This is a genomic window from Microbacterium sp. NPDC055683, assembly GCF_053617895.1.
In genome coordinates this window covers 17,198-42,187 of sequence record NZ_JBSHGQ010000034.1, presented here as the reverse complement: position 1 = coordinate 42,187, position 24,990 = coordinate 17,198, and the positions used below count along the sequence as shown (strand labels likewise).

Here is a 24,990-nt window from a genome sequence, read left to right as displayed (position 1 = left end):
GCGCATGCGCGACCGGCCCTTCGTGCACCCGGTGTGATGAAAGCGTTATGGCGTGCCGGCCGGGTCCGCCGCGGCCATCCGCTTCAATGGGGGAGGGGATGGGCGGCTCCGTCGCACCCCACGAGGAGCGACATGGAACCTGGGTCGCCGCATGAGCGGGTCGGGGCGCACGGCCCCTCCGACGCGCGCGCCCACCTCGACGTCGCCACCCAGGCGATCCAGACGGTCGGGGCGCACCCGTCCGCGCCTCTGCCGACGCAGGGGCCGGGGGTCGGGGCCGGGGTGCGCGCCGCGGTCGGGGGCTCCGACCTCTCGGTCTTCCCGCTCATGCTCGGCGGCGCCGAGTTCGGGTGGAACATCGACCGGGCCGCCGCGTTCGCCGTGCTCGACCGCTACGCGGAGCTCGGCGGCAACGCGCTCCACACCTCCGATCGGTTCGGCGCCGGCCGGAGCGAGTTCATCCTCGGCCAGTGGGCGGCGTCTCGCGGCGTCCGCGACGACATCGTGTTCGCCGTGCGCGTCGGTGCCCATCCCGACAACCCCGGGCTCGGATCGGTCAACCTCGTCCGAGCCGTCGAGGCGTCGCTGGAACGGCTCGCGAGCGATCGCATCGACCTGCTCTACCTGGATGCCTCGAGCTTTCCGCTCGGCTCGCTCGAAGACGCGCTCGCGACGGCCGAATGGCTCGTCGAGAAGGGCAAGGTCCGCGCGATCGGAGCCTACGGGCTCACCCCCGAGCAGCTCGTCGAGGCGCGCATCCTGAGCTCGGCCGGATACCCCCGCATCGAGGCGGTCGACGTCCCCTACAACCTCATGCGCCGCGACGAGTACGAGGGGGACATGCGGTTCGTCGCGGGTGCGCAGGGACTCGCCGTGACGCCGTCGCACGCGCTCGAGCACGGGTTCCTGTCGGGGATGCACCGCAGCCGGCTCGGCATCGGGCACTCCGTGCGCGCCGCGCAGCTGTCGAAGCTCATGAACCGGCGCGGGGCGAGGGCCCTCAAGGCGCTCGACGTCGTGGCGGGGGAGCTGGAGCTTCCGCACGCCGCCGTCGCCGTCGCGTGGCTGCTGGCGCAGCACGGCGTCGTCGCGCCGATCGTGAACGCGTTCACGGCGTCGCACGTCGACGAGCTCGTACGGGGCGTCGGCGTGCGGCTCGGGCGCGCGCACCGCGCCGACCTCGCGAGGGCCGTCGACTGAGCCGGATTCCGCGTTCGGCGTAACGGGCGGCGGGCGGCCCGCGGGGGTGACATAGGGTGGATGAGGCCCGCGCCATGCGGGCCACGGTGCGGTCGAAGAGGGGGTCGGATGACGCACTACATCTACCTCGTCCGCCACGGCGAGCACCAGCATGCTGAGCATGGGCTCGAGGACGGTCCGCTCTCGCCGCGCGGCGAGCGCCAGGCGTCGCTGCTCGCCGACCGGCTCTCCGGTGTGCCGTTCGACGCCGTCTGGCACTCGCCCCTCGCCCGGGCTGCGGAGACGGCGCGCATCGTCGCGGAGCGCATGCCCGCTGTCGACCCCCAGCCGCACGCTCTCCTGTTCGACTGCGTGCCGACGGGGATGACGGATGAGACCCCCGCGGTGTTCGAGCCGTTCTTCGGCGCCATCACCGACGAGGAGATCGAGGCGGGCCGCGCGCAGATGGCCGACGCCATGACGGAGTTCCTCGTCCGCAAGAACGGCGACGTGCACGAGCTGATCATCACGCACAACTTCGTCATCGCGTGGTTCGTGCGGGAGGTGCTCGGCGCCCCCGACTGGCGGTGGATGACCCTCAACCAGGCGAACTGCGGGCTCACGATCATCGCGCAGAAGCAGGGCCGGCCCTGGAACCTCATCTCGCACAACGATCTCGCGCACCTGCCGTTCGAGCTCCGCACCGGCCTCCCGGAGACCCCTCCGGTCTGAGCCGCCGCGGTGGTCGCGGTGCCCCTGTCCCGGGATTCGGATGGCTGGGGCGGGTGTGCGCGTGTCGGCCGCGGGGGACGACATCCGTCCCGCCGGTCCGAATCGCGGGCCGGCCTAGGATGGGAGCATGACGACACGCGTGGCCCTCGTCGGCGGTACCGGCAAGCTCGGAGGCATCATCCGCGAGGTCGTCGACGACATGGAGGGCTTCGAGGTCGCGGCCGTGCTCGGCTCGCGCAGCGACCTGTCCGAGCTCGACGGCGCCGACCTCGTCGTCGACGCCTCGACTCCGGCGGCGAGCATCGACGTGGTGCGGGCGGCCGCGGCACGCGGGCTCAACGTCCTCGTCGGAACGAGCGGATGGTCGGCGGAGCGCATCGCGCTCATCCGCCCCGTCGTCGCCGAGGCGGGGACGGCCGCGGTCTTCATCCCGAACTTCTCGCTCGGCTCGGTGCTGGGCACGGCGCTCGCCGCCGCAGCGGCGCCCTTCTTCCCGTTCGCGGAGATCATCGAGGCGCACCGCGACACGAAGATCGACTCGCCGAGCGGTACGGCCGTCCGCACCGCCGAGCTCGTCGCCGCCTCCCGCCGCACGCCCGTGGAGGCGCCCTTCGCGGACCAGCGGGCGCGAGGGCAGCAGGTCGCGAGCGTGCCCGTCCACTCCCTCCGGCGCCCCGGCGTCATCGCGCGGCAGGAGGTCGTCCTCTCAGGCCCCGGGGAGTCGCTCACGGTCGTGCACGACACGGTCGAGCCGGCGGCCGCGTACGCGCCGGGCATCCGCATCGCGGTGCCGGCCGCGCTCGCCGCGACGGGCGTCGTCGTGGGCCTCGAGAGCTTCATCGACATCGGCATCGGCGTGCCCCGCACCTCCGTGTCGGCGCCTGTCGACGACGGCTCGACGCCCGGCGGCCAGGCGGCGCGGGCGACGGGCGCGTGAGGCTCCGCGTGGGCGTGGCCGTGATGGCCGCGCTCCTCCTCCTCTACATCCTCGTCGTCGGCCAGCGCGCCGTGGCCGCGCTCGTCGCGGGCGTCGGCGAGGGCGAGCCCGTGCTCGTCGTCATGGGCGCGGCCATGATCGTCCTCCCGCTCATCGCGCTCTGGGCGCTCGGTCGCGAGCTGTGGTTCGGATGGCGAGCCGAGCGTCTCGCGCGCCGGCTCGAGAGCGAGGGGGGCCTGCCGACCGAGGCCGTCGAGACGTCGCCGAGCGGCCGCCCGACGCGCGCCGACGGCGACGCGCTCTTCCCCGTGTACCGCGCCCAGGTCGAGGCGGACGAGGCCGACTGGCGCGCGTGGTACCGCCTCAGCCTGGCCTACTCGGCAGCGGGCGACACGAAGCGCGCCCGCTCCGCCGTGCGCGAGGCCATCCGCCGCGAACGCGCAGAGGCCGTCTGAGCCCGACCGCCTGCCTGGGGTCGGCTCAGCGCGCCGGCACCGCCGCGGCGATCGCGGCCTCGACGGTGTCGTGCACGAACGAGAACCCGCTCGCCCGCAGGGCGCTCGGTGCGACGTCGGCGTCGGCGAGCAGCATCGCGTCGGCGAAGTCGCGCCCGAGCAGCGCGCGCAGCGCCCACGCCGGAGCCGGCACGAGGAACGGACGTCCGAGGCGCCGCGCGAGCGCGCAGACGAGCTCGGATGCGCTGGTGGCGGAGGGGCCGGCGAGGTTCACGGGTCCGGTGAGACGGTGGGCGAGCACGTGCCGGATGGCGCGCACCTCGTCCTCGAGTGAGATCCACGCCCAGATCTGGCGCCCCGACCCCAGCGGACCCGCGACGCCGGCCCTCGTGAGGGGCACGAGCGGCTTCAAGAGGGCGGCGGGATGGACGAGGGGCGCCGTGCGGAGCAGGGCGACCCGGTCGCCGGCCTCGCGTGCCGCCTCCTCCCAGTCGACGCAGAGCCGTGCGAGGAACCCGTCACCCGGCGCGGAGCACTCGTCGAGGGACCGCCCCGGCGCGGAGCCGTAGTAGCCCGACGCGCTCGCCGACACGAGGAGGGGCGGCCGGTCGAGGTGCGACACCGCGCGCGCGAGCACGCGCGTGGGCGTCAGCCGCGACGCGGCGAGCTCGCGGCGGTAGCCCGCGGTCCACGGCAGGCGTCCGACGCTCGCGCCGCAGAGGTTGACGACGGCGTCAGCGCCGTCGAGCACGGCCGGGTCGAGGCTCGGCGCGTCGAGCCATCTGACCTCGTCGGGCGCGGTGGGCGTGCGGCGCACGAGGCGCGTGACGGCCGTGCCGTCGGCCCGGAGCGCATCGACGAGAGCGCGGCCGATGAGCCCGGACGACCCCGCGACGACGACCCGGGCGAGCGGCTCGGCGGTCATCGCGGTCAGGAGAGCGTGGCTTCGAGGGAGATCTCGATGCCCGCGAGGGCCTGTGACACGGGGCAGCCCGCCTTGGCCCCCTCCGCGATCTCCTGGAATCGCTCCGCGTCGAGCCCGGGGACGACGGCGTCGACGTTGAGGTGGCTGCCCGTGATGCCCGTGCCGGGCTTGAAGGTCACCGACGCGGTCGTGTCGATGCGCTCGGGCGGGGTGCCGTTCTCGGCCAGCGCGTTCGAGAGCGCCATGCTGAAGCACGACGAATGCGCGGCCGCGATGAGCTCCTCCGGGGTCGTGGTGCTGTCCGAGCCCTCGCTGCGGGCCTTCCAGTTCACGGGGAACGCGCCGATCCCCGAGGAGAAGGAGACGGTCCCCGATCCCTCGAAGAGGGTTCCGCTCCACGCGGTGCTGGCTTCGCTCGTGACGGTCATGTCGGTCCTCCGGGTCGGGGGCGGATGGTCGCGGCCAGCCTATCCGCGCGGCTCGCGCCGGGGAACGGCTTGCGCGTGCCGCCGCCATGTCATATTCCGCCACCTCGGCCCCGGGCGCCCCGCACGGGCCTACCGTGGAGGCGATGTCCCCGATCGCCGCGCTGCTCGTGCTCGCCGCGATCGTCGTCGCGGCGACGATCGCGGGCATCGTGCTGCGCCGGCGGGATGGCCGCGCCCGCGCCGTGCACGCGGGCGCCGTCGAGCCGTCGGCGCTGGCCCTCCCGGGGGACGCGTTCGGCGGGCGCGCGACGCTCGTGCAGTTCAGCACGGAGCTGTGCGCGCGCTGCCCTGCCGTGCGCCGTCTCCTCTCCGAGGTCGCGGGGGAGCGGGAGGGCGTCGTCCACGTCGACGTGGACCTCACGCACCGGCCCGACATCGCCCAGCGGTTCCGGGTGCTCCAGACGCCCACGACGCTCGTGCTCGACGCGCACGGCGTCCCCCGCGCCCGCATCGCGGGCGCCCCCGCCCGCCATACCGTCGCGCGCGAGCTCGACGCCCTCGAGGGGATCACGCATGTCTGACGCTCCCGCCGGAATCGATCCGCGCGGACCGCGCTTCGCGGCCGCCATCACGAGCGCGCTCCTGCTCGTCGCGACGTTCCTCGCGTTCATCGGCAACGCGACGGGCACCGTGAGCGCGTCGTTCGGATGGTTCGCGTATCAGCCGCTCGCGAACGCGCAGTTCACGCTGGGCGACCTCTCCGTGCTCACGCGCGCGTCCGTCGCCGAGCGTGCGGCCGATCCCGGTTTCCTCGCGGTGCTCGTCGTCGCGCTGCTCTTCCTGTGGAGCGTGCTCTCACCGCGCACGGCGCCCTGGGGCGCGCTGTTCCGCGCCGTCGTCCGCCCCGTCTCGCACCGCCGAGCGAGCTCGAGGACCCACGCCCTCCGCGATTCGCACAGGGCGTCGGCCTTCTCGTCACGGGCATCGGGCTCGTGCTGCACCTCGCAGGGGTGCCCTGGGCGCTGCCCATCGCGGCGGCAGCCGCCTTCGTGGCGGCCTTCCTCAACGCCGCGTTCGGGTTCTGCCTCGGCTGCCAGATCTACCTCCTCCTGCAGCGCGCCGGCGTCGTCGGCCGCGAGCGGGCGGCCTGAGCGGACGTCGGCGGGGCGACGCCCACGGACCGAGCCGGCGCGGCGCCATCCGGGCTAGCCTTGAGGGCATGAGCGGCGCCATCCCGACCCCCTACGAAGATCTCCTGCGCGACGTGCTCGCGAACGGCACGCACAAGGACGACCGCACGGGGACGGGCACGACGAGCGTCTTCGGCCGTCAGCTCCGGTACGACCTGAGCGCGGGGTTCCCTCTCATCACGACGAAGCGCGTGCACTTCAAGTCGGTCGCGTACGAGCTGCTGTGGTTCCTGCGCGGGTCGTCGAACGTGCGCTGGCTGCAGGAGCACGGCGTCTCGATCTGGGACGAGTGGGCCGACGACGACGGTGAGCTCGGTCCCGTGTACGGGGTGCAGTGGCGCTCGTGGCCGACGCCGACGGGCGAGAGCATCGACCAGATCGCGAAGGTCGTCGCGCAGCTGAAGGCGAATCCCGACAGCCGCCGCCACATCGTCACGGCATGGAACCCGGCGGAGGTCGACGACATGGCGCTTCCGCCGTGCCACGCGCTCTTCCAGTTCTACGTCGCCGACGGGCGGCTCAGCTGCCAGCTCTACCAGCGCAGCGCCGACCTCTTCCTCGGGGTGCCGTTCAACATCGCCTCCTACGCCCTGCTCACCCTCATGGTCGCGCAGCAGACGGGCCTCGAGCCCGGTGACTTCGTCTGGACGGGAGGCGACTGCCACATCTACGACAACCACCGCGAGCAGGTCGCGGAGCAGCTCGCGCGCGACCCGTACCCGTACCCCGCGCTCCGCTTCGCCCGCACGCCCGAGAGCATCTTCGACTACGAGTACGACGATTTCGTCGTGGACGACTACCGCCATCATCCGGCCATCCGCGCCGCCGTGGCGGTCTGAGCCGTGACCATCCGCTCGATCTGGGCGCAGTCGCGGACGGGAGCCATCGGCGCCGACGGCGGCATGCTGTGGCAGCTCCCCGAGGACATGGCCTACTTCCGGCGCGCCACCACGGGGCTGCCCGTCGTGATGGGCCGGAAGACATGGCTGTCGTTCCCCGAGCGCTTCCGACCGCTGCCCGACCGCACCAACATCGTCGTCACGCGCGACGCCGCGTTCCAGGCCGACGGCGCCGAGGTCGTCCACTCCCTCGAGGAGGCCGTGCACGCCGCCGAGCGGAGCGACGACGAGGTGTGGATCATCGGCGGCGCCGAGATCTACGCGCAGGCGATGGACATCGCCGACGAGCTCTGGGTCACCGAGGTCGACGTCGACGCCGAGGGCGACGCGTACGCGCCGGACATCGACGAGACGTGGGAGGTGGTGCGCTCCGAGCCCGCCGATCGGAGCGCGTGGCTGGAGAGCCGCACGGGCACCAGGTACCGCTTCCTCGTGTACCGTCGCCCGCTCTGACGGCCACCCTGCGGAGGAGCGGCGCCGCGAGACGATAACCTTGATGCCATGACGCACCAGGGCAACCCGTTCGGACAGGTTCTCGTCGCGCTCGTCACCCCGATGACGGCCGACGGCGAGGTCGACTGGCCCGGCGTCGAGAAGCACATCGACGCGTGCATCCAGCAGGGTGCGGACGGCATCGTCGTGACCGGCACGACGGGCGAGACGTCGACGCTCACGGACCCCGAGAAGCTCCGCCTCGTCGAGGTCGGCAAGGACGTCGCCGCAGGTCGCGCGAAGATCATCACGGGCGGCGGGTCGAACGAGACCGCCCACGCCATCGACCTCTACCAGAAGAGCGAGAAGGCCGGCGCCGACGGCATCATGATCGTCACGCCGTACTACAACAAGCCGACGCAGGCCGGCGTGCTCACGCACTTCCGGCTCATCGCCGACTCGACCGATCTGCCGGTCATCATGTACGACATCCCCGGCCGCACGGGCATCCCGCTCAAGTACGAGACGATCCTGCGCCTCGCCAAGCACCCGAACATCCTCGCCGTGAAGGACGCCAAGGGCGACCTGAGCGAGGTGAGCCGCGTGCTCAACCAGACCGATCTGCTGTACTTCTCCGGCGACGACGCCAACGTGCTGCCGTCGCTCGCGATCGGCGCCACGGGCCTCATCGGCGTGACGGCCAACATCGTCTCCGGCCCGTACCGGACCATCGTGGACGCCGTCAACCGCGGCGACCTCGCCGCCGCGACCGCGCAGCACAAGAAGCTCGAGCCGCTCGTGCGCGCCGTCATGACGCATGTGCCCGGCACCGTCGCGGCCAAGTACGTCCTGCACGGCCTCGGCCGCATCTCCAGCCCCCGCGTCCGCCTTCCCCTCGTGGGGCCGGAGGATTGGGAGGCCGCGATCATCGAGGACGAGCTCGCCCTCGTGAAGGACGTCGACGGCGTCGACTTCTCCAACTTCCGCCCCGACCGCAACGCGGCGGCGGGCGGGGCGCTGCCGAAGATCGCCGGCACGACGCGCTGACGCTTCCGCGGCGGCACCGGTCGTCGCGACAACACCGAATACGACGAACCGGATGCCGTGGGGCATCCCGGAAGGCGGACCATGTCCACACCGGTCTCCGAACCTGCCGACCTCGCACCAGGAACCCTGCGTGTCACGCCCCTGGGCGGACTCGGCGAGGTCGGGCGCAACATGACGACGTACGAGTACGACGGCGAGATCCTCATCGTCGACTGCGGCGTGCTCTTCCCCGAGGAGCACCAGCCGGGCGTCGACCTCATCCTCCCCGACATGGAGCCGCTCAAGGGCCGGCTCGACGACATCGCGGGCCTCGTGCTGACGCACGGGCACGAGGACCACATCGGCGCCGTGCCGTACCTCCTCAGGCTGCGGCCCGACATCCCGCTCTTCGGCTCGGCGCTCACTCTGGCGCTCGTCGCGGCGAAGCTCAAGGAGCACCGCATCACGCCCGTCTCGCACGTCGTGCAAGAGGGCGAGACGTGGGAGACCGGCGCGTTCGAGATGGAGTTCGTCGCGGTCAACCACTCCATCCCCGACGCGCTCGCCGTCGCGGTGCGGACGGGGGCCGGCCTCGTGCTGCACACGGGCGACTTCAAGATGGACCAGCTGCCGCTCGACGGCCGCCTCACCGACCTGCGGGCCTTCGCCCGCCTGGGCGAGGAGGGCATCGACCTGTTCCTCCCCGACTCGACGAACGCCGACGTCCCCGGCTTCACGCCGCAGGAGCGCCAGATCGGCCCCGTGCTCGACCAGGTCATCTCGAAGACGACGGGCCGCGTCATCGTGGCGAGCTTCTCGAGCCACGTGCACCGCGTTCAGCAGGTGCTCGACGCCGCCGCCGCGAACGGCCGTCGCGTGGCGCTCCTCGGGCGATCGATGGTGCGCAACATGACGATCGCCGCCGACCTCGGCTACCTCAACGTGCCGGACGGCGTGCTCGTCGACTACAAGAAGGCGCGCGACATCCCGGACAGCAAGATCGTCTACATGTCGACGGGGTCGCAGGGCGAGCCGATGGCCGTCCTGAGCCGGATGGCCAACCTCGATCACGAGATCGAGCCGGGTCCCGGCGACACGGTGATCCTCGCCTCGAGCCTCATCCCCGGCAACGAGAACGCCGTGTACCGCGTCATCGACGGCCTCACCAAGCTCGGCGCCAACGTCGTGCACAAGGCGAACGCCAAGGTGCACGTCTCCGGTCACGCCGCGGCGGGCGAGCTGCTCTACTGCTACAACATCCTCAAGCCGCGCAACGTGCTCCCCGTCCACGGCGAGTACCGGCACCTGATGGCGAGCGCCAAGCTCGCCCAGGACACCGGCATCCCCGCCGAGCGCACCATCATCGGCTCGAACGGGACGATCATCGATCTCAAGGACGGCGTCGCCCGCGTGGCCGGCCAGCTCGACCTCGGCTTCGTGTACGTCGACGGGTCGAGTGTGGGCGCCATCACCGACGCCGACCTCAAGGACCGCCGCACGCTGGGCGAGGAGGGCTTCGTCTCGGTCATTATCGTCGTGGACTCGCAGACGGGCAAGATCATCACGGGCCCCGAGATCCATGCGCGCGGCATCGCGGAGGACGACCGCGTCTTCGACAAGGTCAAGCCCAAGATCGTCGCGGCCCTGGAGGAGGCGGCCCAGAAGGGCGTGCGCGACAACCATGCGCTGTCGCAGACGGTGCGCCGGACGATCGGCCGCTGGGTGAACCAGTCGCTCCGCCGCCGCCCGATGATCGTCCCCCTCGTCATCGAGGCGTGACGCGCACGAGCCGGCTCGAGACCGGATCGTGACCGGGGCCGGGGCGGGGAATCCGCCTCGGCCCCGGGTCGCTCCCGGCGGATGTCGGAGGCACGACGTACCGTGGAGCAATGCCACGTACGTCCGCCGCGCCCAAGACTCCGGGATCCCGGAGCAGCCGCGCGACCTCCAAGGAGGAGGCCGCGGTGTCCCCGCGCTCGCGCAAGAAGGCGGCGGACCCCGCCCCGAAGCGCTACGCCGACGAGGCCGATCGCGACGCGCTCCCCGTGCGCGCCTGGAACGGCCTGGCGCGAGCCGTCGGGGGACTGTTCCGCGCGTTCGGACCCGAGGCCCTCGAGAAGGACCAGCGTCGCGACGGCTTCCCGCTGCTGCTCGTGCTCCTCGCCGTGGCGGGGGCCGTCGTCGAGTGGTTCCTCATCGGCGACGACGTCGCGTCGAACATCAGCGCGTTCACCTTCGGCGGGCTGATCGGGCGGACGGCGTTCGTGTTCCCCGTCCTCCTGCTCATCCTCGCGGGCTGGCTGTTCCGCCATCCGTCGTCGGTGAACGACAACGGCCGCCTGGGCATCGGATTCGGGATGCTCGTCGTCACGATCGCGGGTTTCCTCCACGTCGCGGGAGGACGCCCGAAGCCCGTCCAGGGGATGCCGGCGCTGAGCGAGGCGGGCGGTCTCTTCGGCTGGCTCATCGCGGAGGCGATGGCGTTCCTCATCACCGAGGTCGGCGCCTACATCGTCCTGTCCCTGCTCGCCGTGCTGAGCGTGCTCATCATCACGAAGACGCCCCCGAACCGCATCGTCCAGCGTCTCGGCGACCTCTACGTCTGGATGTTCGACGCCGAGCGCCTGACGCCGGAGCAGAAGGCCGAGCGCAAGGCGGCGAAGGGGGAGACCGCCCCGACCGAGGTGCTCGGCGACGCCGAGGGCGACGAGGACGCGGCGTCGCTGCCGTGGTGGCGGCGCAACAAGTCCGGCCGCGAAGAGGATCCCGACGTCGTGTCGGAGCCGCAGGACCTCACCGAGCTGCTCACCGAGCAGGGCGACCGCGGCTACGAGCAGGCCATCGTCACGGCCGAGCAGCCGGCGGCCCACGACGCGGTCACCGAGGTGCTGAGCGACGCGGTGGTCGCCGGCCTCCGCGCGGACGAGGCGCGCACGGGCCTCGTGGGCGACGGCGACGACCTCGACGACGCCGAGGAGGAGCTGCCCGGCTTCACGGGCTTCGGCACGGAGGGCCCGGGAGGCCGCGGCCCTCAGCCGCCGGCGATCCCCTACGTGCTGCCGTCGCCCGCCGCTCTGTCGTCCGGACCGCCGTCGGTCGCGCGCAGCGAGGCGAACGACCGCATCGTCGAGCAGCTGACGCGCGTCCTCGCCGAGTTCAAGGTCGACGCGAAGGTGACCGGGTTCTCGCGCGGGCCGACGGTCACGCAGTACGAGATCGAGCTCGCGCCCGGCGTGCGCGTCGAGCGCATCACGCAGCTGCAGAGCAACATCTCCTACGCCGTCGCCTCGAACGACGTGCGCATCCTGGCGCCCATCCCCGGCAAGAGCGCCATCGGCATCGAGATCCCGAACACCGACCGCGAGACGGTCGCGCTCGGCGACGTCCTGCGCTCCGCCGCGGCGCAGAAGTCGGGCCATCCGCTCACGGTGGGCGTCGGCAAGGACGTGGGCGGCGGGTTCGTCGTGGCGAACCTCGCGAAGATGCCGCACCTCCTCGTCGCGGGCTCGACCGGATCGGGGAAGTCGAGCTTCATCAACTCGATGATCACGAGCATCCTCATGCGCGCGAAGCCCAGCGAGGTGCGCATGGTGCTCGTCGACCCGAAGCGCGTGGAGCTGACGAACTACGCGGGCGTCCCGCACCTCATCACCCCCATCATCACGAGCCCGAAGAAGGCGGCGGAGGCGCTGCAGTGGGTCGTGAAGGAGATGGACATGCGGTACGACGACCTCGCGTCGTTCGGGTTCCGCCATGTCGACGACTTCAACGCCGCGCTCGCGCGCGGGGAGGTCGACCTCCCCGTGGGCAGCGAACGGGTGCTCAAGCCCTACCCGTACCTGCTCGTCGTGGTCGACGAGCTCGCCGACCTCATGATGGTCGCCCCTCGCGACGTCGAGGACTCGATCGTGCGCATCACGCAGCTCGCTCGTGCCGCCGGCATCCACCTCGTGCTCGCGACGCAGCGTCCGTCCGTCAACGTCGTGACGGGTCTCATCAAGGCCAACGTGCCGTCGCGGCTCGCGTTCGCGGTGACGAGCGTCACCGACAGCCGCGTGATCCTCGACGAGGGCGGCGCCGACAAGCTGATCGGACAGGGCGACGCGCTGTTCTCCCCGATGGGCTCGTCGAAGCCGCTGCGCGTGCAGGGCGCGTGGGTCACCGAGGACGAGATCGAGAAGGTCGTCGCGCACGTCACAGGGCAGGCTCGTCCCGAGTACCGCTCGGATGTGGCCGACGCGATGGAGCCGAAGAAGAAGGAGGTCGACGAGGACATCGGCGACGACCTCGAGCTCCTCCTCGCCGCGGCGGAGCTCATCGTGACGAGCCAGTTCGGGTCGACCTCGATGCTGCAGCGGAAGCTGCGCGTGGGCTTCGCCAAGGCGGGGCGTCTCATGGACCTGCTCGAGTCGCGTGAGATCGTCGGTCCCTCGGAGGGCTCCAAGGCGCGCGACGTGCTCGTGACGCCGGAGCAGCTGCCGGGGGTCCTCGCGAAGCTGCGGGGCGACGAGCCCCCGGCCGGCTCCGCACCCACGTCGGCGGACGCCGACGACGAGGCGCCGGCTCCCCGGATCGACGACCCGTCGGCGGACGACCGCTACGCCGACGATCCCATCGAGGCGCAGTTCGCCGGTCGCGAGGAGGTCGACGAGTCGGAGTCCGAAGACGCCTGGACTCTCACCGGTCGCGACGAGCCGCGCTACTGACGGCCGGCTGACAGACTGGCACCATGGGCATCCCCCGGCAGCTCCCCAACGCGATCACGGTCGCGCGCATCCCGCTCGCGATCCTCTTCCTCGTCCTCCTGCTCGTGGCGGGGCATCTGGGGGATCAGTCGCTCCCCTTGAGGTGGACCGCCGCCGTGCTCTTCGTCGTGGCGATCTCCACCGACTGGGTCGACGGGTACCTCGCCCGGCGGTTCGACATCGTGAGCGACTTCGGCAAGCTGTGGGATCCCATCGCCGACAAGCTGCTGACGGGCGCCGCGTTCGTCGGCCTCGCCGTGCTCGGCGAGATGGCGTGGTGGATGGTCGTCATCATCCTCGTCCGCGAGTGGGGGATCACGGTTCACCGCTTCGCGGTGGCGAAGCAGCATGTCGTGGCCGCCGCCTGGATGGGCAAGATCAAGACGGCGTTCCAGGGCGTGGCCCTGTCCTGGGCGCTCCTGCCGATCTGGCTGCTCGTGGGAGTGCCGGTCTTCGAGGTCGTCACGGCCGTGCTCATGTGGATCGTCCTCGTCCTGACGGTGGCGAGCGGCGTCGACTACGTGATCGCGCAGGTGCGCGGTGCGCGGAGCGAGAAGGCGTGACCGAGCAGGAACGCGCGCCGGGCGGCACCATGACCTCCGCTGTGGCGCAGGAGCTGCTCCGCCGGCTCGCCGCGCGCAGATGGTCGATCGGCACGGCGGAGTCGCTCACCGGCGGTCTGCTCGCCTCGGCGATCGTCGAGATCCCCGGGTCGTCGCAGTGGATGCGGGGCGGAGTCGTGGCGTACGACACCGCCGTCAAGCGGACCGTGCTCGGCGTCGACGCGGCGCTCCTCGAGGAGCACGGCGCCGTCCATCCCGACGTCGCCCGGCAGATGGCGTCGGGGATCCGCCGCGTCCTCGCCCTGGCGGACGAGGACGCGCTCGTCGGGATCTCGACGACGGGCATCGCCGGTCCGGCCTCGCCCGACGGCCAGCCCGTGGGAACGGTGCACGTGGCGGTCTCGACGCCTGAGAGCGTCTCCGTCGCCTCCCATGTCTTCGACGGCGACCGCACGTCGATCCGGGCGCAGGCGGTGCTCGCCGCGCTCGATCTCGCCGTCGCCGAGCTCGCCTGACCGCGATCGGGTGATTCCAGGGGTGTTCCGCGTCCACCCCCAGGCTGTGGGGATTAGATTGGTCTCACCGGTGTTGTACTCTGGTGCACCCGGCAATCGGCTCGGAGTGGGGAGGGGAGATCATGATCCTGGTTCGTCAAGAGATCGGCGACGTGCTGCGCAGCTTCCGTCAGCAGAAGGGCCAGACCCTCCGTCAGGTCGCGAGCAAGGCGAGTGTGGCGCTCGGGTACCTCAGCGAGGTCGAGCGCGGGCAGAAGGAGGCGTCGAGCGAGATCCTCGCCTCGGTCGCCGACGCGCTCGACGTGCCCATCTCCACGATCTACCGCACGGTGGGCGATCGGATCGCCGTGCTCGAGGGCATCGAGGTCCCCTCCGCCTTCCCCGATGTCGTCCCCGACGAGCTCATCGCCGAGGTCGAGCCCGAGCTGTCGCTGCGCTGAATCGGATGCGCCGCAGCGAGTTCCTGCGCGCCGTCGACGCCGAGTTCGGCGGCAGCGCGTCCTCTCTCGTCTCGGACCTCGTGCTCCCGGGAATCGGGAGGACGGCGCGCGAGGCCCTGGACGCCGGCGTCGCCCCGGGCGAGATCTGGGCGTCGCTGTGCGCCGAGATGGACGTGCCTGCCGAGCGGCGATACGGCGTCGGCACTCTCGCTCCGCGGCGCTGACGTTCGATCCTCCCGCATCTCCGAACGGCGTGTCGTCGAAAATCCGTTCGAGGCGCGCGTAGTCTCGTCCACAACGCGGTTCTCCGGCCTCGTCTCTCCCCGGGATGGGTTCGCCTCCGACGATGTCGGTGGTCCCTCCTAGCGTGGGATGCGGCGGATGAGCCACGCGCCTTGCCGCAGCACCCTCGGGTGCGCGGCAGCCTACAGGCGGCGGAACACGAGTGGAGAAGGAGCGGCACATGCCCGCAGCAGCAGACCGCGAGAAGGCCCTGGAGTCGGCCCTCGCGCAGATCGACAAGCAGTTCGGCAAGGGCTCGGTCATGCGACTGGGCAGCGACGAGCGGGCGCCCGTGGAGGTGATCCCGACGGGCTCGATCGCCCTCGACGTCGCGCTCGGCGTCGGCGGCATCCCCCGAGGCCGCATCGTCGAGATCTACGGCCCGGAGTCCTCGGGAAAGACGACGCTCACCCTCCACGCGATCGCGAACACGCAGCGCGCGGGCGGCATCGCGGCATTCATCGATGCGGAGCACGCGCTCGACCCCGACTACGCGCAGAAGCTGGGCGTCGACATCGACCAGCTCCTCGTCTCTCAGCCCGACACGGGTGAGCAGGCCCTCGAGATCGCCGACATGCTCATCCGCTCCGGGGCGATCGACCTCGTCGTCATCGACTCCGTCGCCGCGCTCGTGCCCCGCGCCGAGATCGAGGGGGAGATGGGCGACTCTCACGTCGGCCTGCAGGCGCGCCTCATGTCGCAGGCGCTCCGCAAGATCACCGGCGGGCTCAACCAGACGAAGACGACGGCCATCTTCATCAACCAGCTGCGCGAGAAGATCGGCGTGTTCTTCGGCTCGCCCGAGACCACCGCTGGCGGCAAGGCGCTGAAGTTCTATGCCTCCGTCCGTCTCGACATCCGGCGCATCGAGACGCTCAAGGACGGCGCGGAGGCCGTCGGCAACCGCACCAGGGTCAAGGTCGTCAAGAACAAGATGGCGCCGCCGTTCAAGCAGGCGGAGTTCGACATCCTCTACGGCGTCGGCATCTCGCGCGAGGGCAGCCTCATCGACTTCGGCGTCGAGCACGGCATCGTGAAGAAGTCGGGCTCGTGGTACACGTACGACGGTGACCAGCTCGGTCAGGGCAAGGAGAACGCCCGCAACTTCCTCATCCAGAATGCGGATGTCGCGCTCGAGATCGAGGGCAAGATCAAGGACAAGCTCGGTATCGGCCCGCGTCCCGCTGCGCAGGCGGAGGGCGCACCGGCCGTCGAGCCGGTCCGCCGATCGGCGTGATCGGCGCCGCTCGATGAGCGACGATCACGGCGAAGGCCTGGCTCCCGTCATCCCGCTGTTCGGCGGGAGCCAGGCGGCCCATCCGACGCGGCGGACACCGGCCGTGCACGACCGGGACACCGCAGCGGGCGGGCATCCCGCGGCCGGCCGTCCGGTCTCGGACGGAGATGCGGGCGACGGCGGGGCGTCGCCAGCACCCGACGGCGAGGGCTGGCACACGACCTGGCGCGATCTCGGTTCCGGCGAGCGCCGCCTCGCCCCGGCGCCGGCCGTGACGACGACCGTCCGTGACGGCGTGCGGTTCGTCGAGCTGCCGGAGGGAGGCGACGATTCGGAGGGTGCGGCCGGCCGCGACGGCGAGGTCCCGACGGACGTCGCCGCGGCGGCCGAAGAGCGCCTCGTGAAGGCGCTCCGCTCACGATCGCTGTCGGAGAGCGAGGCGCGATCCCGCCTGCGCAGGGAGGGCGTCGCCGAGGAGGCGGTCGAAGACGTCGTCCAGCGCCTCAGCCGGATCGGCGCACTCGACGACGCCGCCCTCGCAGAACAGCTCGTGCACATCGGCGTCTCGCGGAAGAACCAGGGGCGCAGGGCGATCGCGCAGGCGCTCGCGTCTCGCGGGATCGCGCGCGACACGGTCGATGCGGCCCTCGAGGGTCTTCCCGACGACGACAGGGAGCGTGCGCTCGAGTTCGCGCGCGGCAAGGCGGCCTCGCTCGTGCGCTTCGACGACGACACCGCCGTGCGCCGGCTCGTCGGGCAGCTGGCCCGTCGAGGGTTCGGCGGCGGGCTCGCGATGACGGCGGCGCGCACCGCCCTCGACGAGGCGCGGCGCGGGGGCGGCGGCGTCCGGTTCCGCTGAGCGGATGCCCGATGCGCTCGCGCCGCCGGAACGTAGAATGACGGGGTCATGACTATGCCATCCAGCGCCCCGACCCTCATCGCGCCCTCCGAGGCCGCCTTCGACGCCGACGGCCGCGCCCGTTCGTACGAGGTCCGCACCTTCGGGTGCCAGATGAACGTGCACGACTCTGAGCGGCTGTCGGGCTCGCTCGAGAGCGCGGGATACGTCAAGGCCGCGCCGGGGGAGGACGCCGACCTCGTCGTCATCAACACGTGCGCCGTGCGCGAGAACGCGTCGGGCAAGCTCTACGGCACCCTCGGGCACCTGAAGTCGCGCAAGGACGTCCACGACGGCATGCAGATCGCCGTGGGCGGATGCCTCGCGCAGATGGACCAGCAGGCCGTCCTCGACAAGGCGCCCTGGGTCGACGTCGTCTTCGGCACGCACAACATGGGCTCCCTTCCCGAGCTGCTCGAGCGCTCGCGCCACAACGGCGAGGCGGAGCTCGAGATCCTCGAGGCGCTCGAGGTCTTCCCCTCGACGCTCCCCACGAAGCGCGACTCGACCTACTCGGGGTGGGTGTCGATCTCCGTCGGATGCAACAACACCTGCACGTTCTGCATCGTCCCGAGCCTCCGCGGCAAGGAGAAGGACCGCCGGCCCGGGGACATCCTCAGCGAGATCCGCCTCCTCGTCGAGGACGGTGCGATCGAGGTCACCCTGCTGGGGCAGAACGTCAACACCTACGGCGTCGAGTTCGGCGACCGCGAGGCCTTCGGCAAGCTGCTCCGCGCGGCAGGCGAGATCGACGGGCTCGAGCGCATCCGCTTCACGAGCCCGCACCCCGCAGCCTTCACGGACGACGTCATCGCCGCCATGGCGGAGACGCCGGCCGTCATGCCGCAGCTGCACATGCCGCTGCAGTCGGGCAGCGACGACGTCCTCAAGCGCATGCGACGCTCCTATCGCAGCGCGAAGTTCCTCGGCATCCTCGACCGCGTCCGAGAGCGCATGCCGGACGCGGCGATCTCGACCGACATCATCGTCGGCTTCCCCGGAGAGACCGACGCCGACTTCGAGGACACCCTGCGCGTCGTCGAGGAGGCGCGGTTCGCCAACGCCTTCACGTTCCAGTACTCCATCCGCGAGGGGACGCCGGCCGCCACCATGCCCGATCAGGTGCCGAAGGAGGTCGTGCAGGAGCGGTACAACCGTCTCATCGCCCTCCAGGAGCGGATCTCGCTCGAGGAGAACCGGAAGCAGCTGGGGCGGTCGCTCGAGGTGCTCGTGTCGACCGGCGAGGGGAAGAAGGACGCCGAGACGCACCGTCTGACGGGGCGCGCGGAGGACAACCGCCTCGTGCACTTCGAACTCCCGGCCGGGTCCCCGCGCCCGCGCCCGGGCGACGTCGTGACGGTCGAGGTGACGCACGCCGCTCCGTTCCACCTCCTGGCCGACAGCGCCGACGGTGCTCCGCTGCGGATCCGTCGCACGCGCGCCGGCGACGCGTGGGACCGCTCGCAGGCGGAGTCGTGTGCGGTCCCGGCCCCGGGCGCTGTTCCCGGTGCGGTGCGACTGGGTCTTCCGACCATCCGCGTCGGCGTGTGATCGCGGCGCGCCCACCGCGTCTGTGGGCCGTCGTCGGCGCCACGGGAACGGGCAAGAGCGACCTGTCGCTCGCGATCGCGGACGCGGTCGGAGGGGCCGAGATCGTCAATGCCGACGCCATGCAGCTCTATCGAGGCATGGACATCGGAACGGCGAAGCTCGGCATCGCCGAGCGCCGCGGCGTCCCGCACCATCTCCTCGACGTCCTCGACGTGACGGAGGAAGCGGCGGTCGCGCGCTACCAGAGCGAGGCGCGCGCGGCGATCGACGCCGTCCTCGCGCGCGGACGCGATGCCGTGCTCGTCGGCGGCTCGGGCCTCTACGTCTCGAGCGTGCTGTTCGACTTCCGCTTCCCGCCGCGCGACCCCGCCCTGCGTGCGCGCCTCGAGGCGGAGCTCGACGCGCTCGGACCCGGTGTGCTCCACGACCGGCTGCGCCGCGCGGACCCCGAGGCCGCGGCGCGCGTCGACCCGCGCAACGCACGACGACTGGTGCGCGCTCTCGAGGTGCTGGCCCAAGGGGAGTCGACCCACGGTGCGGCCCTGCCCGAGGCGCCGGTGCACTGGCGGGCGGCGACGATCATCGGGCTCGCCCTCGACCGTGCTGCGCTCGTCGCCCGCCTCGACGCGCGCGTCGAGCGGATGTGGGCCGACGGCATGCTCGACGAGACGGCGGCGCTGCGCGAGCGCGGCCTCGAGCGCGGGGTCACGGCGAGCCGCGCCATCGGCTACGCGCAGGCCCTCGCGCAGCTCTCCGGCGAGAAGTCGCGGGATGAGGCCGTGGCCGAGACGCAGGCGCTGACGCGCCGGTACGCCCGCCGGCAGGTCTCGTGGTTCCGTCGCTACGAGGGCGTCACCTGGCTGGACGCGGAGGCTCCCGACCTGTCCGGCCTGCTCTGACCGTCCGGCCTACTCCGACCGTCCGTCCTCCTCTGGGCCGCGGACCGGCGCCGGGGCCGCGCCCCTAGACTGGGGCCATGGCGGAGATCCAGTTCACCAAGGGGCACGGCACGGGCAACGACTTCGTCATCGTCGCCGACCCCGATGGCGAGCTCGACCTCGCGGACGAGCAGGTCGCGGCGCTCTGCGACAGGCGGTTCGGCATCGGCGCCGACGGGCTGCTGCGCGTCGTCCGCTCGGCACACCTCCCGGAGGGAGCGGCGGCTCTCGCCGAGGAGCCCGGCGCCGAGTGGTTCATGGACTACCGCAACGCCGACGGCTCCCGTGCCGAGATGTGCGGCAACGGCACGCGCGTGTTCGCGCGCTACCTGCTGGAGACCGGCCTCGCAGACCTGCCGCCCGGGAGCACCCTGCCGATCGGAACGCGAGCCGGGGTGAAGGACATCATCCGCAGCGAGAACGGCTTCCAGGTCGATCTCGGGCGCTGGCGTGCGGAGCCGGGCGACCCGCTGGTCCGGGCGAAGGGGCTGCCCGTCGCCCGACCCGGCCTCGGCATCGATGTGGGAAATCCCCACATCGTCGTGGCGCTCGCATCGGAGGAGGAGCTCGACGGGCTCGACCTCACGGTCCAGCCCCTCATCGACCCCGTCCCGCCGCACGGCGCGAACATCGAGTTCGTCGTCCCCCAGGGCGTCCACGACGGGATCGGACGGCTCCGCATGCGCGTCTTCGAACGCGGCGTGGGTGAGACGCTCTCGTGCGGAACGGGCACCGCGGCGGCCGCTCTCGCCGTGCGCGACTGGGCCGGAGCCGGCGCGCCCGACATCTGGCGCGTCGAGGTCCCGGGAGGCACGCTCGGCGTGCGCATGCTCCCCACGGAGGAAGGCGAGCACGTCGCGCTCTCCGGACCGGCGACCCTCGTCTTCTCGGGGTCTGTCGCGCTCGCCTGACGTCAGGCGAGCGCGAGGCTCGCCGCGAGTGCGAGCATGACGACGGCGATGGATCCGTCGAGGATCCGCCACGAGCGGGGCGACCGCAGCCAGCGCGCCGCGACGCGCGCGAGCGCCGTGAGGAAGGCGAACCACAGGGCGCTGCCGAGCACCGCGCCGAGTCCGAACATCCAGCGCGCGTCTCCGTAGCTCGCGGAGATCGATCCCAGCAGCAGCACGGTGTCGAGGTAGGTGTGCGGATTGAGCCACGTGATCGCGAGGCACGACAGGATGGCCGGCAGGAGGGTCCGCGTCGTCGTGACGGGGCGCGCGATCACGGCCGTCGCGGTGCCGCCGCCCGTCGCCGTCTCCCTCGCAGCGGGTGCCGGCGCATCCGCCGCGACCTCGATCGCGGAACCGCGCGGCCGGACGGCGCGCCACCCCGCGGACAGGGCGTAGCCGGCGAGGAAGACGACCCCCGCCCACTTGACGGCCTGGAAGAGCCACGGCAGGTGCTCGACGACCACGCCGAACCCCGCCACGCCCGCGCCGATGAGCAGGATGTCGCTCGCGAAGCACGTCACCGCGAGGGCGATCGCGTGCTCGCGCCGGATGCCCATCTTGAGGAGGAACACGTTCTGCGCGCCGGGGGCGATGATGAGCGAGAGGCAGAGTCCGAGGCCGGCGAGGAGAGCGGTGATCACAGCAGGCGACGCTACGCCGGTCACGTCGATTCGGGAAAGCAGATCTTCTGATTCTCACCCTGCGTAAGCTGAGCTAATGAAGATCGCCCCCGAACTCGCGGAGACCGTCGCCGCCATCGTCGACGCCGGCAGCCTCGACGGCGCCGCGCGGACGCTGCGCATCACGCCGTCGGCGGTGAGTCAGCGCCTCCGCACGCTCGAGGGCCAGCTCGGGCGCGTGCTCATCGTCCGCTCGAAGCCCGCGCGCGCGACGGAGTCGGGCGCCGTGGTCGTCCGGATGGCCCGGCAGTACGGGCTGCTCGCGCACGACGCGGCGATCGCCCTGGGACTCGACGGCCCGGGTCGGCTCAGCGTTCCCATCGCGGTGAACGCCGACTCGCTCGCGACGTGGCTGCTGCCGGCGCTCGAGCCCGTCAGCCGCACGCACGACGTGACCTTCGAGCTGCACCGCGAGGACGAGGACCGCACGGCGGCGCTTCTCGAAGCGGGGACGGTCATGGCCGCCGTGACGTCGCAGAGCGAGCCGATCGCGGGTTGCACGGTGACGCCGCTCGGAGACACCTTCTACGACGCCGTGGCGACGCCCGCCTTCGTCGCGCGGTGGATGCCGGACGGCGTCACCGCGCGCTCCCTCGAGCAGGCGCCCGCGATCGACTTCGACCGGGCGGACGACATCCAGTCCGCGTGGCTGCGTGAGCAGGGAGCCGATCCCGCCCTCCCGCCGAGGCACTACGTGCCGGCGTCGGAGGACTATGCGGCGGCCGTCCGCCTCGGGCTCGGATGGGGGATGCTGCCTCCGCTGCAGGCGAAGCCCGCTCTCGACGCAGGCCTGCTGGTGCTGCTCGGGGAGCCCCGACTCCGCGTACCGCTCCACTGGCAGCAGTGGAACCTGCGCTCGCCGGCGCTCATCGCCATCCGCGAAGCCGTCGTCGCCGCGGCGCGCGCCGCCCTGCCGCCCGAACGTCCTAGGCGGTCGGGACGGGCCCCGTCGGAGGCGATCCGTGCCGTCGCACCTTCAGGAGGCGGAAGCCCTTCGACGTCGCGTGGCGGTGCACGCTGAAGTCCGGTTCCAGGGTGCTCTCGAGCCACCGGTGCAGCGAGTCCGACCCGAGGTTGCGCTGCACCACGAGGTAGGCGTCGCTGCGGGGGGCGAGGCGGGGGAGCCACGTCTCCATGAGCTCGTGGAGCACGGCCTTCCCGACGCGGATGGGCGGGTTCGACCAGAGCGTCCGGAAGGCGACGTCGTCGGGCACCTCGTGCGGCCGTGCCGCGACGACGTTGTCCAGCCCGAGCTCCTCGGCGTTGCGCCGGACGAGGTCGAGCGCGCGCTCGTTGACGTCGACGGCCCAGACGCGTGCACGAGGAGACTGCATCGCGAGCGCGAGGGAGAGCGGCCCCCAGCCGCATCCGAGGTCGAGGAAGTCCCCTCCCGGCGGGGGAGCCGGGGCGTGTGCGAGCAGCACCGCGGTGCCCGCGTCGACATGACCCGGGCTGAACACCCCGCCCGCCGTGGTGACCTCGACGTCGCGATCCGCCAGGGACACGCGGATGCGACGGAGCTGCTCGGGAGCGGAGGGATTCGCACTGAAGTAGTGATCCCCCATGGGGAACGAGATTACCCGAGGAGCGGACTCGAGGCGAAGCCCCGACGGCGGGGCAGGCGCCGCCCCCGCGACACGCCCGACCGGGTATCCTGGAGGGCTCGACGCCCGCGCACCGCTGGCGCACCCGACGAGAGGCACCCTTTGACCGACACGACCCCGTCCGACGTGCAGGCCGATCCGCAGACGGACCCGGTCGATCGCGTGCTCTCCCGCGCGGAGTCGCGCTCGGGCGTCCGCATCTTCGGAGCCGCGCAGGCGCTCCAGGCGGAGTCGACGGCCGACGGATCGACGACCGACGGCGAGCAGTGGGATCTCGAGGCCCGGCACGCGCTGCGCCGCGTCGCGGGGCTCTCGACGGAGCTCGAGGACGTCACGGAGGTCGAGTACCGCCAGCTGCGCCTCGAGAACGTCGTGCTCGTGGGCGTCTACGCGCAGGGGTCGCTCGCCGATGCCGAGAACTCGCTCCGCGAGCTGTCGGCGCTGGCGGAGACGGCGGGGTCGACGGTCCTCGACGGCGTGCTGCAGCGCAGGCCGCACCCCGACCCCGCGACGTACATCGGGCGCGGCAAGGCCGACGAACTCAAGGACATCGTCGCGGCCGTCGGCGCCGACACCGTCATCGCCGACACCGAGCTCGCCCCCAGCCAGCGCCGCGCGCTGGAGGACGTCATCAAGGTCAAGGTCATCGACCGCACGGCCGTGATCCTCGACATCTTCGCCCAGCATGCCAAGACGCGCGAGGGCAAGGCGCAGGTCGAGCTCGCGCAGCTCGAGTACCTGCTGCCGCGCCTGCGCGGATGGGGCGAGTCGATGAGCCGCCAGGCGGGCGGCCAGGTCGGCGCGGGAGGCGCGGGCATGGGCTCGCGCGGCCCCGGAGAGACGAAGATCGAGCTCGACCGCCGTCGCATCCGCACGCGGATGGCGCAGCTGCGCAAGCAGATCCGGGAGTTCGCCCCCGCGCGCGACGCCAAGCGCTCCGAGCGCAAGCGAAACACGGTGCCGTCGGTCGCCATCGCCGGCTACACCAACGCCGGCAAATCGTCGCTGCTCAACCGGCTGACGAGCGCGGGCGTGCTCGTCGAGAACGCGCTGTTCGCGACGCTCGATGCGACCGTGCGCCGCACCGAGACCGCCGACGGCCGCGTCTTCACGCTCGCCGACACCGTCGGCTTCGTCCGCAACCTCCCGCATCAGCTCGTCGAGGCGTTCCGATCGACGCTCGAGGAGGTCGCCGACGCCGACGTCATCGTGCACGTCGTCGACGGCCACCATCCCGATCCCGCCGGGCAGCTGGCGACCGTCCGCGACGTCATGGCGGATGTCGGGGCCCGCGACATCCGGGAGATCGTGGTCTTCAACAAGGCCGATCTCATCGACGACGACGCGCGCCTCGTGCTGCGCGGTCTCGAGCCGGACGCGGTGTTCGTCTCCTCCCGCACGGGGGAGGGGATCGCCGAGCTCCGCGCCGTCGTGGAGGAGGCGCTGCCTCTTCCCGCCGTCGAGGTGCGCGCCCTCGTTCCCTACGGACGCGGTGATCTGCTGTCGGCCATCCATGAGACGGGGATCTTCCTCTCCCAGGATCACGAGGAGGGCGGCACGCGCGTGCACGTGCGGGTGTCGCCGCGGCTCGCCGCCGACCTCGCGCCCTACGCGGTCTGACCCGTCAGCGCGTGCCGAGCCATATCAGCCCGGCGACGGCGAGGGCCTGCACCCAGCTGACCATGCTGCCGACGAGGAAGTACTCCGCCTGCGTGCCCCGATCCCGGTCACGGGAGATCTCCGGGAAGCGGACGATCCCCTTGGCGGCGATGAGGGCCGCCACGACGGGGTAGGCCTGCGCGAGGACGAGCCCCGCCAGCACGATGCGCTCGAGCGGCCCGATGATGCGTCCGCCGCGCAGCGTGTGCGTCGTGCGAGGGTCGGGCGCGTCGACGGACGCGCGGTCGGAACGCGCGAACAGGCGCCTCGGCGGGGAAGGCTCGTCATCGGCGGGGACGTCCTCGCTGCGGAGCGCGGCGCGCACGACGAGATTGGCCGACTCGAGGAGGAAGAGCGCCCCGCCCGCGACGAGGACGATGAGCCCGACGGGCGTGCCCGCCGACCCGACGGAGGCGGCCACGGTGCCAGGAGGGAAGACGAGGCCGGCACCCGCGACGGCGGCGAGCACCACGACGGGCGCGAAGCCGAGCAGCGCGCGGTCGGCGCGCACGGTGGCGAGCCATCCGATGGCGCACGCGGCGGGGACGAGCGCCAGCACCGCGGATGACGCCGGATCCGTGCCGAGCGCCGCGCCGGCGAGCGCGCAGAGGAGGAGGACGACGGCCACGGACACGGCGCGCGCCGCGCGCGGTGCGACGAGTCGGCGCCCCAGATCGGAGGCGCCGACGGCGGCGAGGACGAGGCCGGTCAGTTCCATCGGG

26 protein-coding genes and 1 pseudogene are annotated in these 24,990 nt (G+C 72.1%); 22 read left to right on the top strand and 5 right to left on the bottom strand.

Features of this window, described 5'->3' with window-relative positions:
• Nucleotides 1-132: 132 nt before the first annotated feature.
• The 4 genes from ACWGPF_RS13035 to ACWGPF_RS13020 all read left to right on the top strand — a co-directional run bounded on the left by ACWGPF_RS13035 (nucleotide 133) and on the right by ACWGPF_RS13020 (nucleotide 3,303).
• Nucleotides 133-1,200, top strand: a complete 1,068-nt coding sequence (locus ACWGPF_RS13035) for an aldo/keto reductase (RefSeq protein WP_452333222.1) — start codon at nucleotides 133-135, stop codon at nucleotides 1,198-1,200.
• A 108-nt stretch (nucleotides 1,201-1,308) separates the two neighbouring features.
• The gene (locus ACWGPF_RS13030; RefSeq protein ID WP_452333221.1) at nucleotides 1,309-1,911 is read left to right on the top strand and encodes a histidine phosphatase family protein; all 603 of its coding nucleotides are present in this window, start codon (nucleotides 1,309-1,311) and stop codon (nucleotides 1,909-1,911) included.
• Between the two features lie 127 nt (nucleotides 1,912-2,038).
• Nucleotides 2,039-2,848 (top strand): 4-hydroxy-tetrahydrodipicolinate reductase, encoded by an 810-nt coding sequence (locus tag ACWGPF_RS13025; protein WP_452333220.1) that lies wholly within the window; start codon nucleotides 2,039-2,041, stop codon nucleotides 2,846-2,848.
• Nucleotides 2,849-2,856: 8 nt separating this feature from the next.
• Entirely contained in the window at nucleotides 2,857-3,303 is a 447-nt protein-coding gene (locus ACWGPF_RS13020) for a hypothetical protein (RefSeq protein WP_452333219.1), read from the top strand.
• Between the two features lie 25 nt (nucleotides 3,304-3,328).
• Here ACWGPF_RS13020 and ACWGPF_RS13015 read toward each other — a convergent pair whose 3' ends face one another.
• Nucleotides 3,329-4,228 (bottom strand): TIGR01777 family oxidoreductase, encoded by a 900-nt coding sequence (locus tag ACWGPF_RS13015; RefSeq protein WP_452333218.1) that lies wholly within the window; start codon nucleotides 4,226-4,228, stop codon nucleotides 3,329-3,331.
• A gap of 5 nt (nucleotides 4,229-4,233) precedes the next feature.
• Nucleotides 4,234-4,656, bottom strand: coding sequence for an OsmC family protein (locus tag ACWGPF_RS13010; protein WP_345439768.1), 423 nt, complete (start codon nucleotides 4,654-4,656; stop codon nucleotides 4,234-4,236).
• A gap of 143 nt (nucleotides 4,657-4,799) precedes the next feature.
• Here ACWGPF_RS13010 and ACWGPF_RS13005 point away from each other — a divergent pair, with 143 nt between their 5' ends.
• The 16 genes and pseudogenes from ACWGPF_RS13005 (at nucleotide 4,800) to dapF (ending at nucleotide 20,283) form a co-directional block, all read left to right on the top strand.
• Entirely contained in the window at nucleotides 4,800-5,237 is a 438-nt protein-coding gene (locus ACWGPF_RS13005; RefSeq protein WP_452333217.1) for a TlpA family protein disulfide reductase, read from the top strand.
• A pseudogene (locus ACWGPF_RS13000) lies at nucleotides 5,230-5,807 on the top strand (DUF4395 domain-containing protein). The gene ACWGPF_RS13005 and the pseudogene ACWGPF_RS13000 overlap by 8 nt, the downstream one beginning before the upstream one ends.
• A gap of 68 nt (nucleotides 5,808-5,875) precedes the next feature.
• Nucleotides 5,876-6,685 (top strand): thymidylate synthase, encoded by an 810-nt coding sequence (locus ACWGPF_RS12995; RefSeq protein ID WP_452333216.1) that lies wholly within the window; start codon nucleotides 5,876-5,878, stop codon nucleotides 6,683-6,685.
• A 3-nt stretch (nucleotides 6,686-6,688) separates the two neighbouring features.
• Nucleotides 6,689-7,198 (top strand): dihydrofolate reductase, encoded by a 510-nt coding sequence (locus tag ACWGPF_RS12990; RefSeq protein WP_452333215.1) that lies wholly within the window; start codon nucleotides 6,689-6,691, stop codon nucleotides 7,196-7,198.
• A 48-nt stretch (nucleotides 7,199-7,246) separates the two neighbouring features.
• On the top strand, nucleotides 7,247-8,224 hold the full coding sequence (gene dapA / locus ACWGPF_RS12985; protein ID WP_452333214.1) for a 4-hydroxy-tetrahydrodipicolinate synthase: 978 nt from the start codon (nucleotides 7,247-7,249) through the stop codon (nucleotides 8,222-8,224).
• Nucleotides 8,225-8,305: 81 nt separating this feature from the next.
• Nucleotides 8,306-9,982: a ribonuclease J gene (locus ACWGPF_RS12980; protein ID WP_452333213.1), complete on the top strand. Its 1,677-nt coding sequence runs from the start codon at nucleotides 8,306-8,308 to the stop codon at nucleotides 9,980-9,982.
• A gap of 110 nt (nucleotides 9,983-10,092) precedes the next feature.
• Complete coding sequence (locus ACWGPF_RS12975) at nucleotides 10,093-12,909, top strand: DNA translocase FtsK 4TM domain-containing protein (protein ID WP_452333212.1); 2,817 nt, start codon at nucleotides 10,093-10,095, stop codon at nucleotides 12,907-12,909.
• A gap of 23 nt (nucleotides 12,910-12,932) precedes the next feature.
• Complete coding sequence (gene pgsA / locus ACWGPF_RS12970; RefSeq protein WP_452333211.1) at nucleotides 12,933-13,511, top strand: CDP-diacylglycerol--glycerol-3-phosphate 3-phosphatidyltransferase; 579 nt, start codon at nucleotides 12,933-12,935, stop codon at nucleotides 13,509-13,511.
• Nucleotides 13,508-14,026 carry a CinA family protein gene (locus ACWGPF_RS12965; protein ID WP_452333210.1) on the top strand — a complete coding sequence of 173 codons (519 nt, stop codon included), beginning with the start codon at nucleotides 13,508-13,510 and terminating at the stop codon, nucleotides 14,024-14,026. Before pgsA ends, ACWGPF_RS12965 begins: the two co-directional genes overlap by 4 nt.
• 122 nt (nucleotides 14,027-14,148) lie before the next feature.
• Nucleotides 14,149-14,466 (top strand): helix-turn-helix domain-containing protein, encoded by a 318-nt coding sequence (locus ACWGPF_RS12960; RefSeq protein WP_345439788.1) that lies wholly within the window; start codon nucleotides 14,149-14,151, stop codon nucleotides 14,464-14,466.
• A gap of 5 nt (nucleotides 14,467-14,471) precedes the next feature.
• Nucleotides 14,472-14,690, top strand: coding sequence for a DUF3046 domain-containing protein (locus tag ACWGPF_RS12955; protein ID WP_452333209.1), 219 nt, complete (start codon nucleotides 14,472-14,474; stop codon nucleotides 14,688-14,690).
• 239 nt (nucleotides 14,691-14,929) lie between these two features.
• A complete protein-coding gene (gene recA / locus ACWGPF_RS12950; RefSeq protein WP_452333208.1) occupies nucleotides 14,930-15,985 on the top strand; it encodes a recombinase RecA in 1,056 nt (351 codons plus the stop codon).
• A gap of 13 nt (nucleotides 15,986-15,998) precedes the next feature.
• Nucleotides 15,999-16,844, top strand: coding sequence for a regulatory protein RecX (locus ACWGPF_RS12945; protein ID WP_452333207.1), 846 nt, complete (start codon nucleotides 15,999-16,001; stop codon nucleotides 16,842-16,844).
• 48 nt (nucleotides 16,845-16,892) lie between these two features.
• Entirely contained in the window at nucleotides 16,893-18,434 is a 1,542-nt protein-coding gene (gene miaB / locus ACWGPF_RS12940; protein ID WP_452333206.1) for a tRNA (N6-isopentenyl adenosine(37)-C2)-methylthiotransferase MiaB, read from the top strand.
• Nucleotides 18,431-19,333 carry a tRNA (adenosine(37)-N6)-dimethylallyltransferase MiaA gene (gene miaA, locus ACWGPF_RS12935; protein WP_452333205.1) on the top strand — a complete coding sequence of 301 codons (903 nt, stop codon included), beginning with the start codon at nucleotides 18,431-18,433 and terminating at the stop codon, nucleotides 19,331-19,333. The genes miaB and miaA overlap by 4 nt, the downstream gene beginning before the upstream one ends.
• Before the next feature lie 77 nt (nucleotides 19,334-19,410).
• A complete protein-coding gene (gene dapF, locus ACWGPF_RS12930; RefSeq protein WP_452333204.1) occupies nucleotides 19,411-20,283 on the top strand; it encodes a diaminopimelate epimerase in 873 nt (290 codons plus the stop codon).
• Between the two features lie 2 nt (nucleotides 20,284-20,285).
• Here the strand turns inward: dapF and ACWGPF_RS12925 are convergent, their stop codons facing one another.
• On the bottom strand, nucleotides 20,286-20,966 hold the full coding sequence (locus tag ACWGPF_RS12925; protein ID WP_452333203.1) for a LysE/ArgO family amino acid transporter: 681 nt from the start codon (nucleotides 20,964-20,966) through the stop codon (nucleotides 20,286-20,288).
• A gap of 76 nt (nucleotides 20,967-21,042) precedes the next feature.
• Here ACWGPF_RS12925 and ACWGPF_RS12920 point away from each other — a divergent pair, with 76 nt between their 5' ends.
• Nucleotides 21,043-22,026 carry a LysR family transcriptional regulator ArgP gene (locus ACWGPF_RS12920; RefSeq protein ID WP_452333202.1) on the top strand — a complete coding sequence of 328 codons (984 nt, stop codon included), beginning with the start codon at nucleotides 21,043-21,045 and terminating at the stop codon, nucleotides 22,024-22,026.
• Here the strand turns inward: ACWGPF_RS12920 and ACWGPF_RS12915 are convergent.
• Complete coding sequence (locus tag ACWGPF_RS12915; protein ID WP_452333201.1) at nucleotides 21,932-22,570, bottom strand: class I SAM-dependent methyltransferase; 639 nt, start codon at nucleotides 22,568-22,570, stop codon at nucleotides 21,932-21,934. The genes ACWGPF_RS12920 and ACWGPF_RS12915 overlap by 95 nt on opposite strands.
• Nucleotides 22,571-22,711: 141 nt before the next feature.
• Between ACWGPF_RS12915 and hflX the strand changes: the two genes are divergently transcribed.
• Complete coding sequence (hflX, locus tag ACWGPF_RS12910) at nucleotides 22,712-24,229, top strand: GTPase HflX (protein ID WP_452333200.1); 1,518 nt, start codon at nucleotides 22,712-22,714, stop codon at nucleotides 24,227-24,229.
• 4 nt (nucleotides 24,230-24,233) lie between these two features.
• On the opposite strand, the gene ACWGPF_RS12905 is transcribed toward hflX, so the two are convergent.
• Nucleotides 24,234-24,986 (bottom strand): hypothetical protein, encoded by a 753-nt coding sequence (locus ACWGPF_RS12905; protein WP_452333199.1) that lies wholly within the window; start codon nucleotides 24,984-24,986, stop codon nucleotides 24,234-24,236.
• Nucleotides 24,987-24,990 lie beyond the last annotated feature (4 nt).

What these genes read in the sequence shown, in the direction of transcription:
- ACWGPF_RS13005 (WP_452333217.1), top strand. Translation starts at nt 4,800, where the DNA reads ATGTCCCCGATCGCCGCGCTGCTCGTGCTCGCCGCGATCGTCGTCGCG.
- ACWGPF_RS12995 (WP_452333216.1), top strand. Translation starts at nt 5,876, where the DNA reads ATGAGCGGCGCCATCCCGACCCCCTACGAAGATCTCCTGCGCGACGTG.
- ACWGPF_RS12915 (WP_452333201.1), bottom strand. Translation starts at nt 22,570, where the DNA reads ATGGGGGATCACTACTTCAGTGCGAATCCCTCCGCTCCCGAGCAGCTC.
- ACWGPF_RS12920 (WP_452333202.1), top strand. Translation starts at nt 21,043, where the DNA reads ATGAAGATCGCCCCCGAACTCGCGGAGACCGTCGCCGCCATCGTCGAC.
- miaB (WP_452333206.1), top strand. Translation starts at nt 16,893, where the DNA reads ATGACTATGCCATCCAGCGCCCCGACCCTCATCGCGCCCTCCGAGGCC.
- ACWGPF_RS13035 (WP_452333222.1), top strand. Translation starts at nt 133, where the DNA reads ATGGAACCTGGGTCGCCGCATGAGCGGGTCGGGGCGCACGGCCCCTCC.
- ACWGPF_RS13015 (WP_452333218.1), bottom strand. Translation starts at nt 4,228, where the DNA reads ATGACCGCCGAGCCGCTCGCCCGGGTCGTCGTCGCGGGGTCGTCCGGG.
- ACWGPF_RS13025 (WP_452333220.1), top strand. Translation starts at nt 2,039, where the DNA reads ATGACGACACGCGTGGCCCTCGTCGGCGGTACCGGCAAGCTCGGAGGC.
- ACWGPF_RS12945 (WP_452333207.1), top strand. Translation starts at nt 15,999, where the DNA reads ATGAGCGACGATCACGGCGAAGGCCTGGCTCCCGTCATCCCGCTGTTC.
- pgsA (WP_452333211.1), top strand. Translation starts at nt 12,933, where the DNA reads ATGGGCATCCCCCGGCAGCTCCCCAACGCGATCACGGTCGCGCGCATC.
- ACWGPF_RS12905 (WP_452333199.1), bottom strand. Translation starts at nt 24,986, where the DNA reads ATGGAACTGACCGGCCTCGTCCTCGCCGCCGTCGGCGCCTCCGATCTG.
- recA (WP_452333208.1), top strand. Translation starts at nt 14,930, where the DNA reads ATGCCCGCAGCAGCAGACCGCGAGAAGGCCCTGGAGTCGGCCCTCGCG.
- ACWGPF_RS12955 (WP_452333209.1), top strand. Translation starts at nt 14,472, where the DNA reads ATGCGCCGCAGCGAGTTCCTGCGCGCCGTCGACGCCGAGTTCGGCGGC.
- dapA (WP_452333214.1), top strand. Translation starts at nt 7,247, where the DNA reads ATGACGCACCAGGGCAACCCGTTCGGACAGGTTCTCGTCGCGCTCGTC.
- ACWGPF_RS13030 (WP_452333221.1), top strand. Translation starts at nt 1,309, where the DNA reads ATGACGCACTACATCTACCTCGTCCGCCACGGCGAGCACCAGCATGCT.
- dapF (WP_452333204.1), top strand. Translation starts at nt 19,411, where the DNA reads ATGGCGGAGATCCAGTTCACCAAGGGGCACGGCACGGGCAACGACTTC.
- ACWGPF_RS13010 (WP_345439768.1), bottom strand. Translation starts at nt 4,656, where the DNA reads ATGACCGTCACGAGCGAAGCCAGCACCGCGTGGAGCGGAACCCTCTTC.
- ACWGPF_RS12980 (WP_452333213.1), top strand. Translation starts at nt 8,306, where the DNA reads ATGTCCACACCGGTCTCCGAACCTGCCGACCTCGCACCAGGAACCCTG.
- ACWGPF_RS12975 (WP_452333212.1), top strand. Translation starts at nt 10,093, where the DNA reads ATGCCACGTACGTCCGCCGCGCCCAAGACTCCGGGATCCCGGAGCAGC.
- ACWGPF_RS12960 (WP_345439788.1), top strand. Translation starts at nt 14,149, where the DNA reads ATGATCCTGGTTCGTCAAGAGATCGGCGACGTGCTGCGCAGCTTCCGT.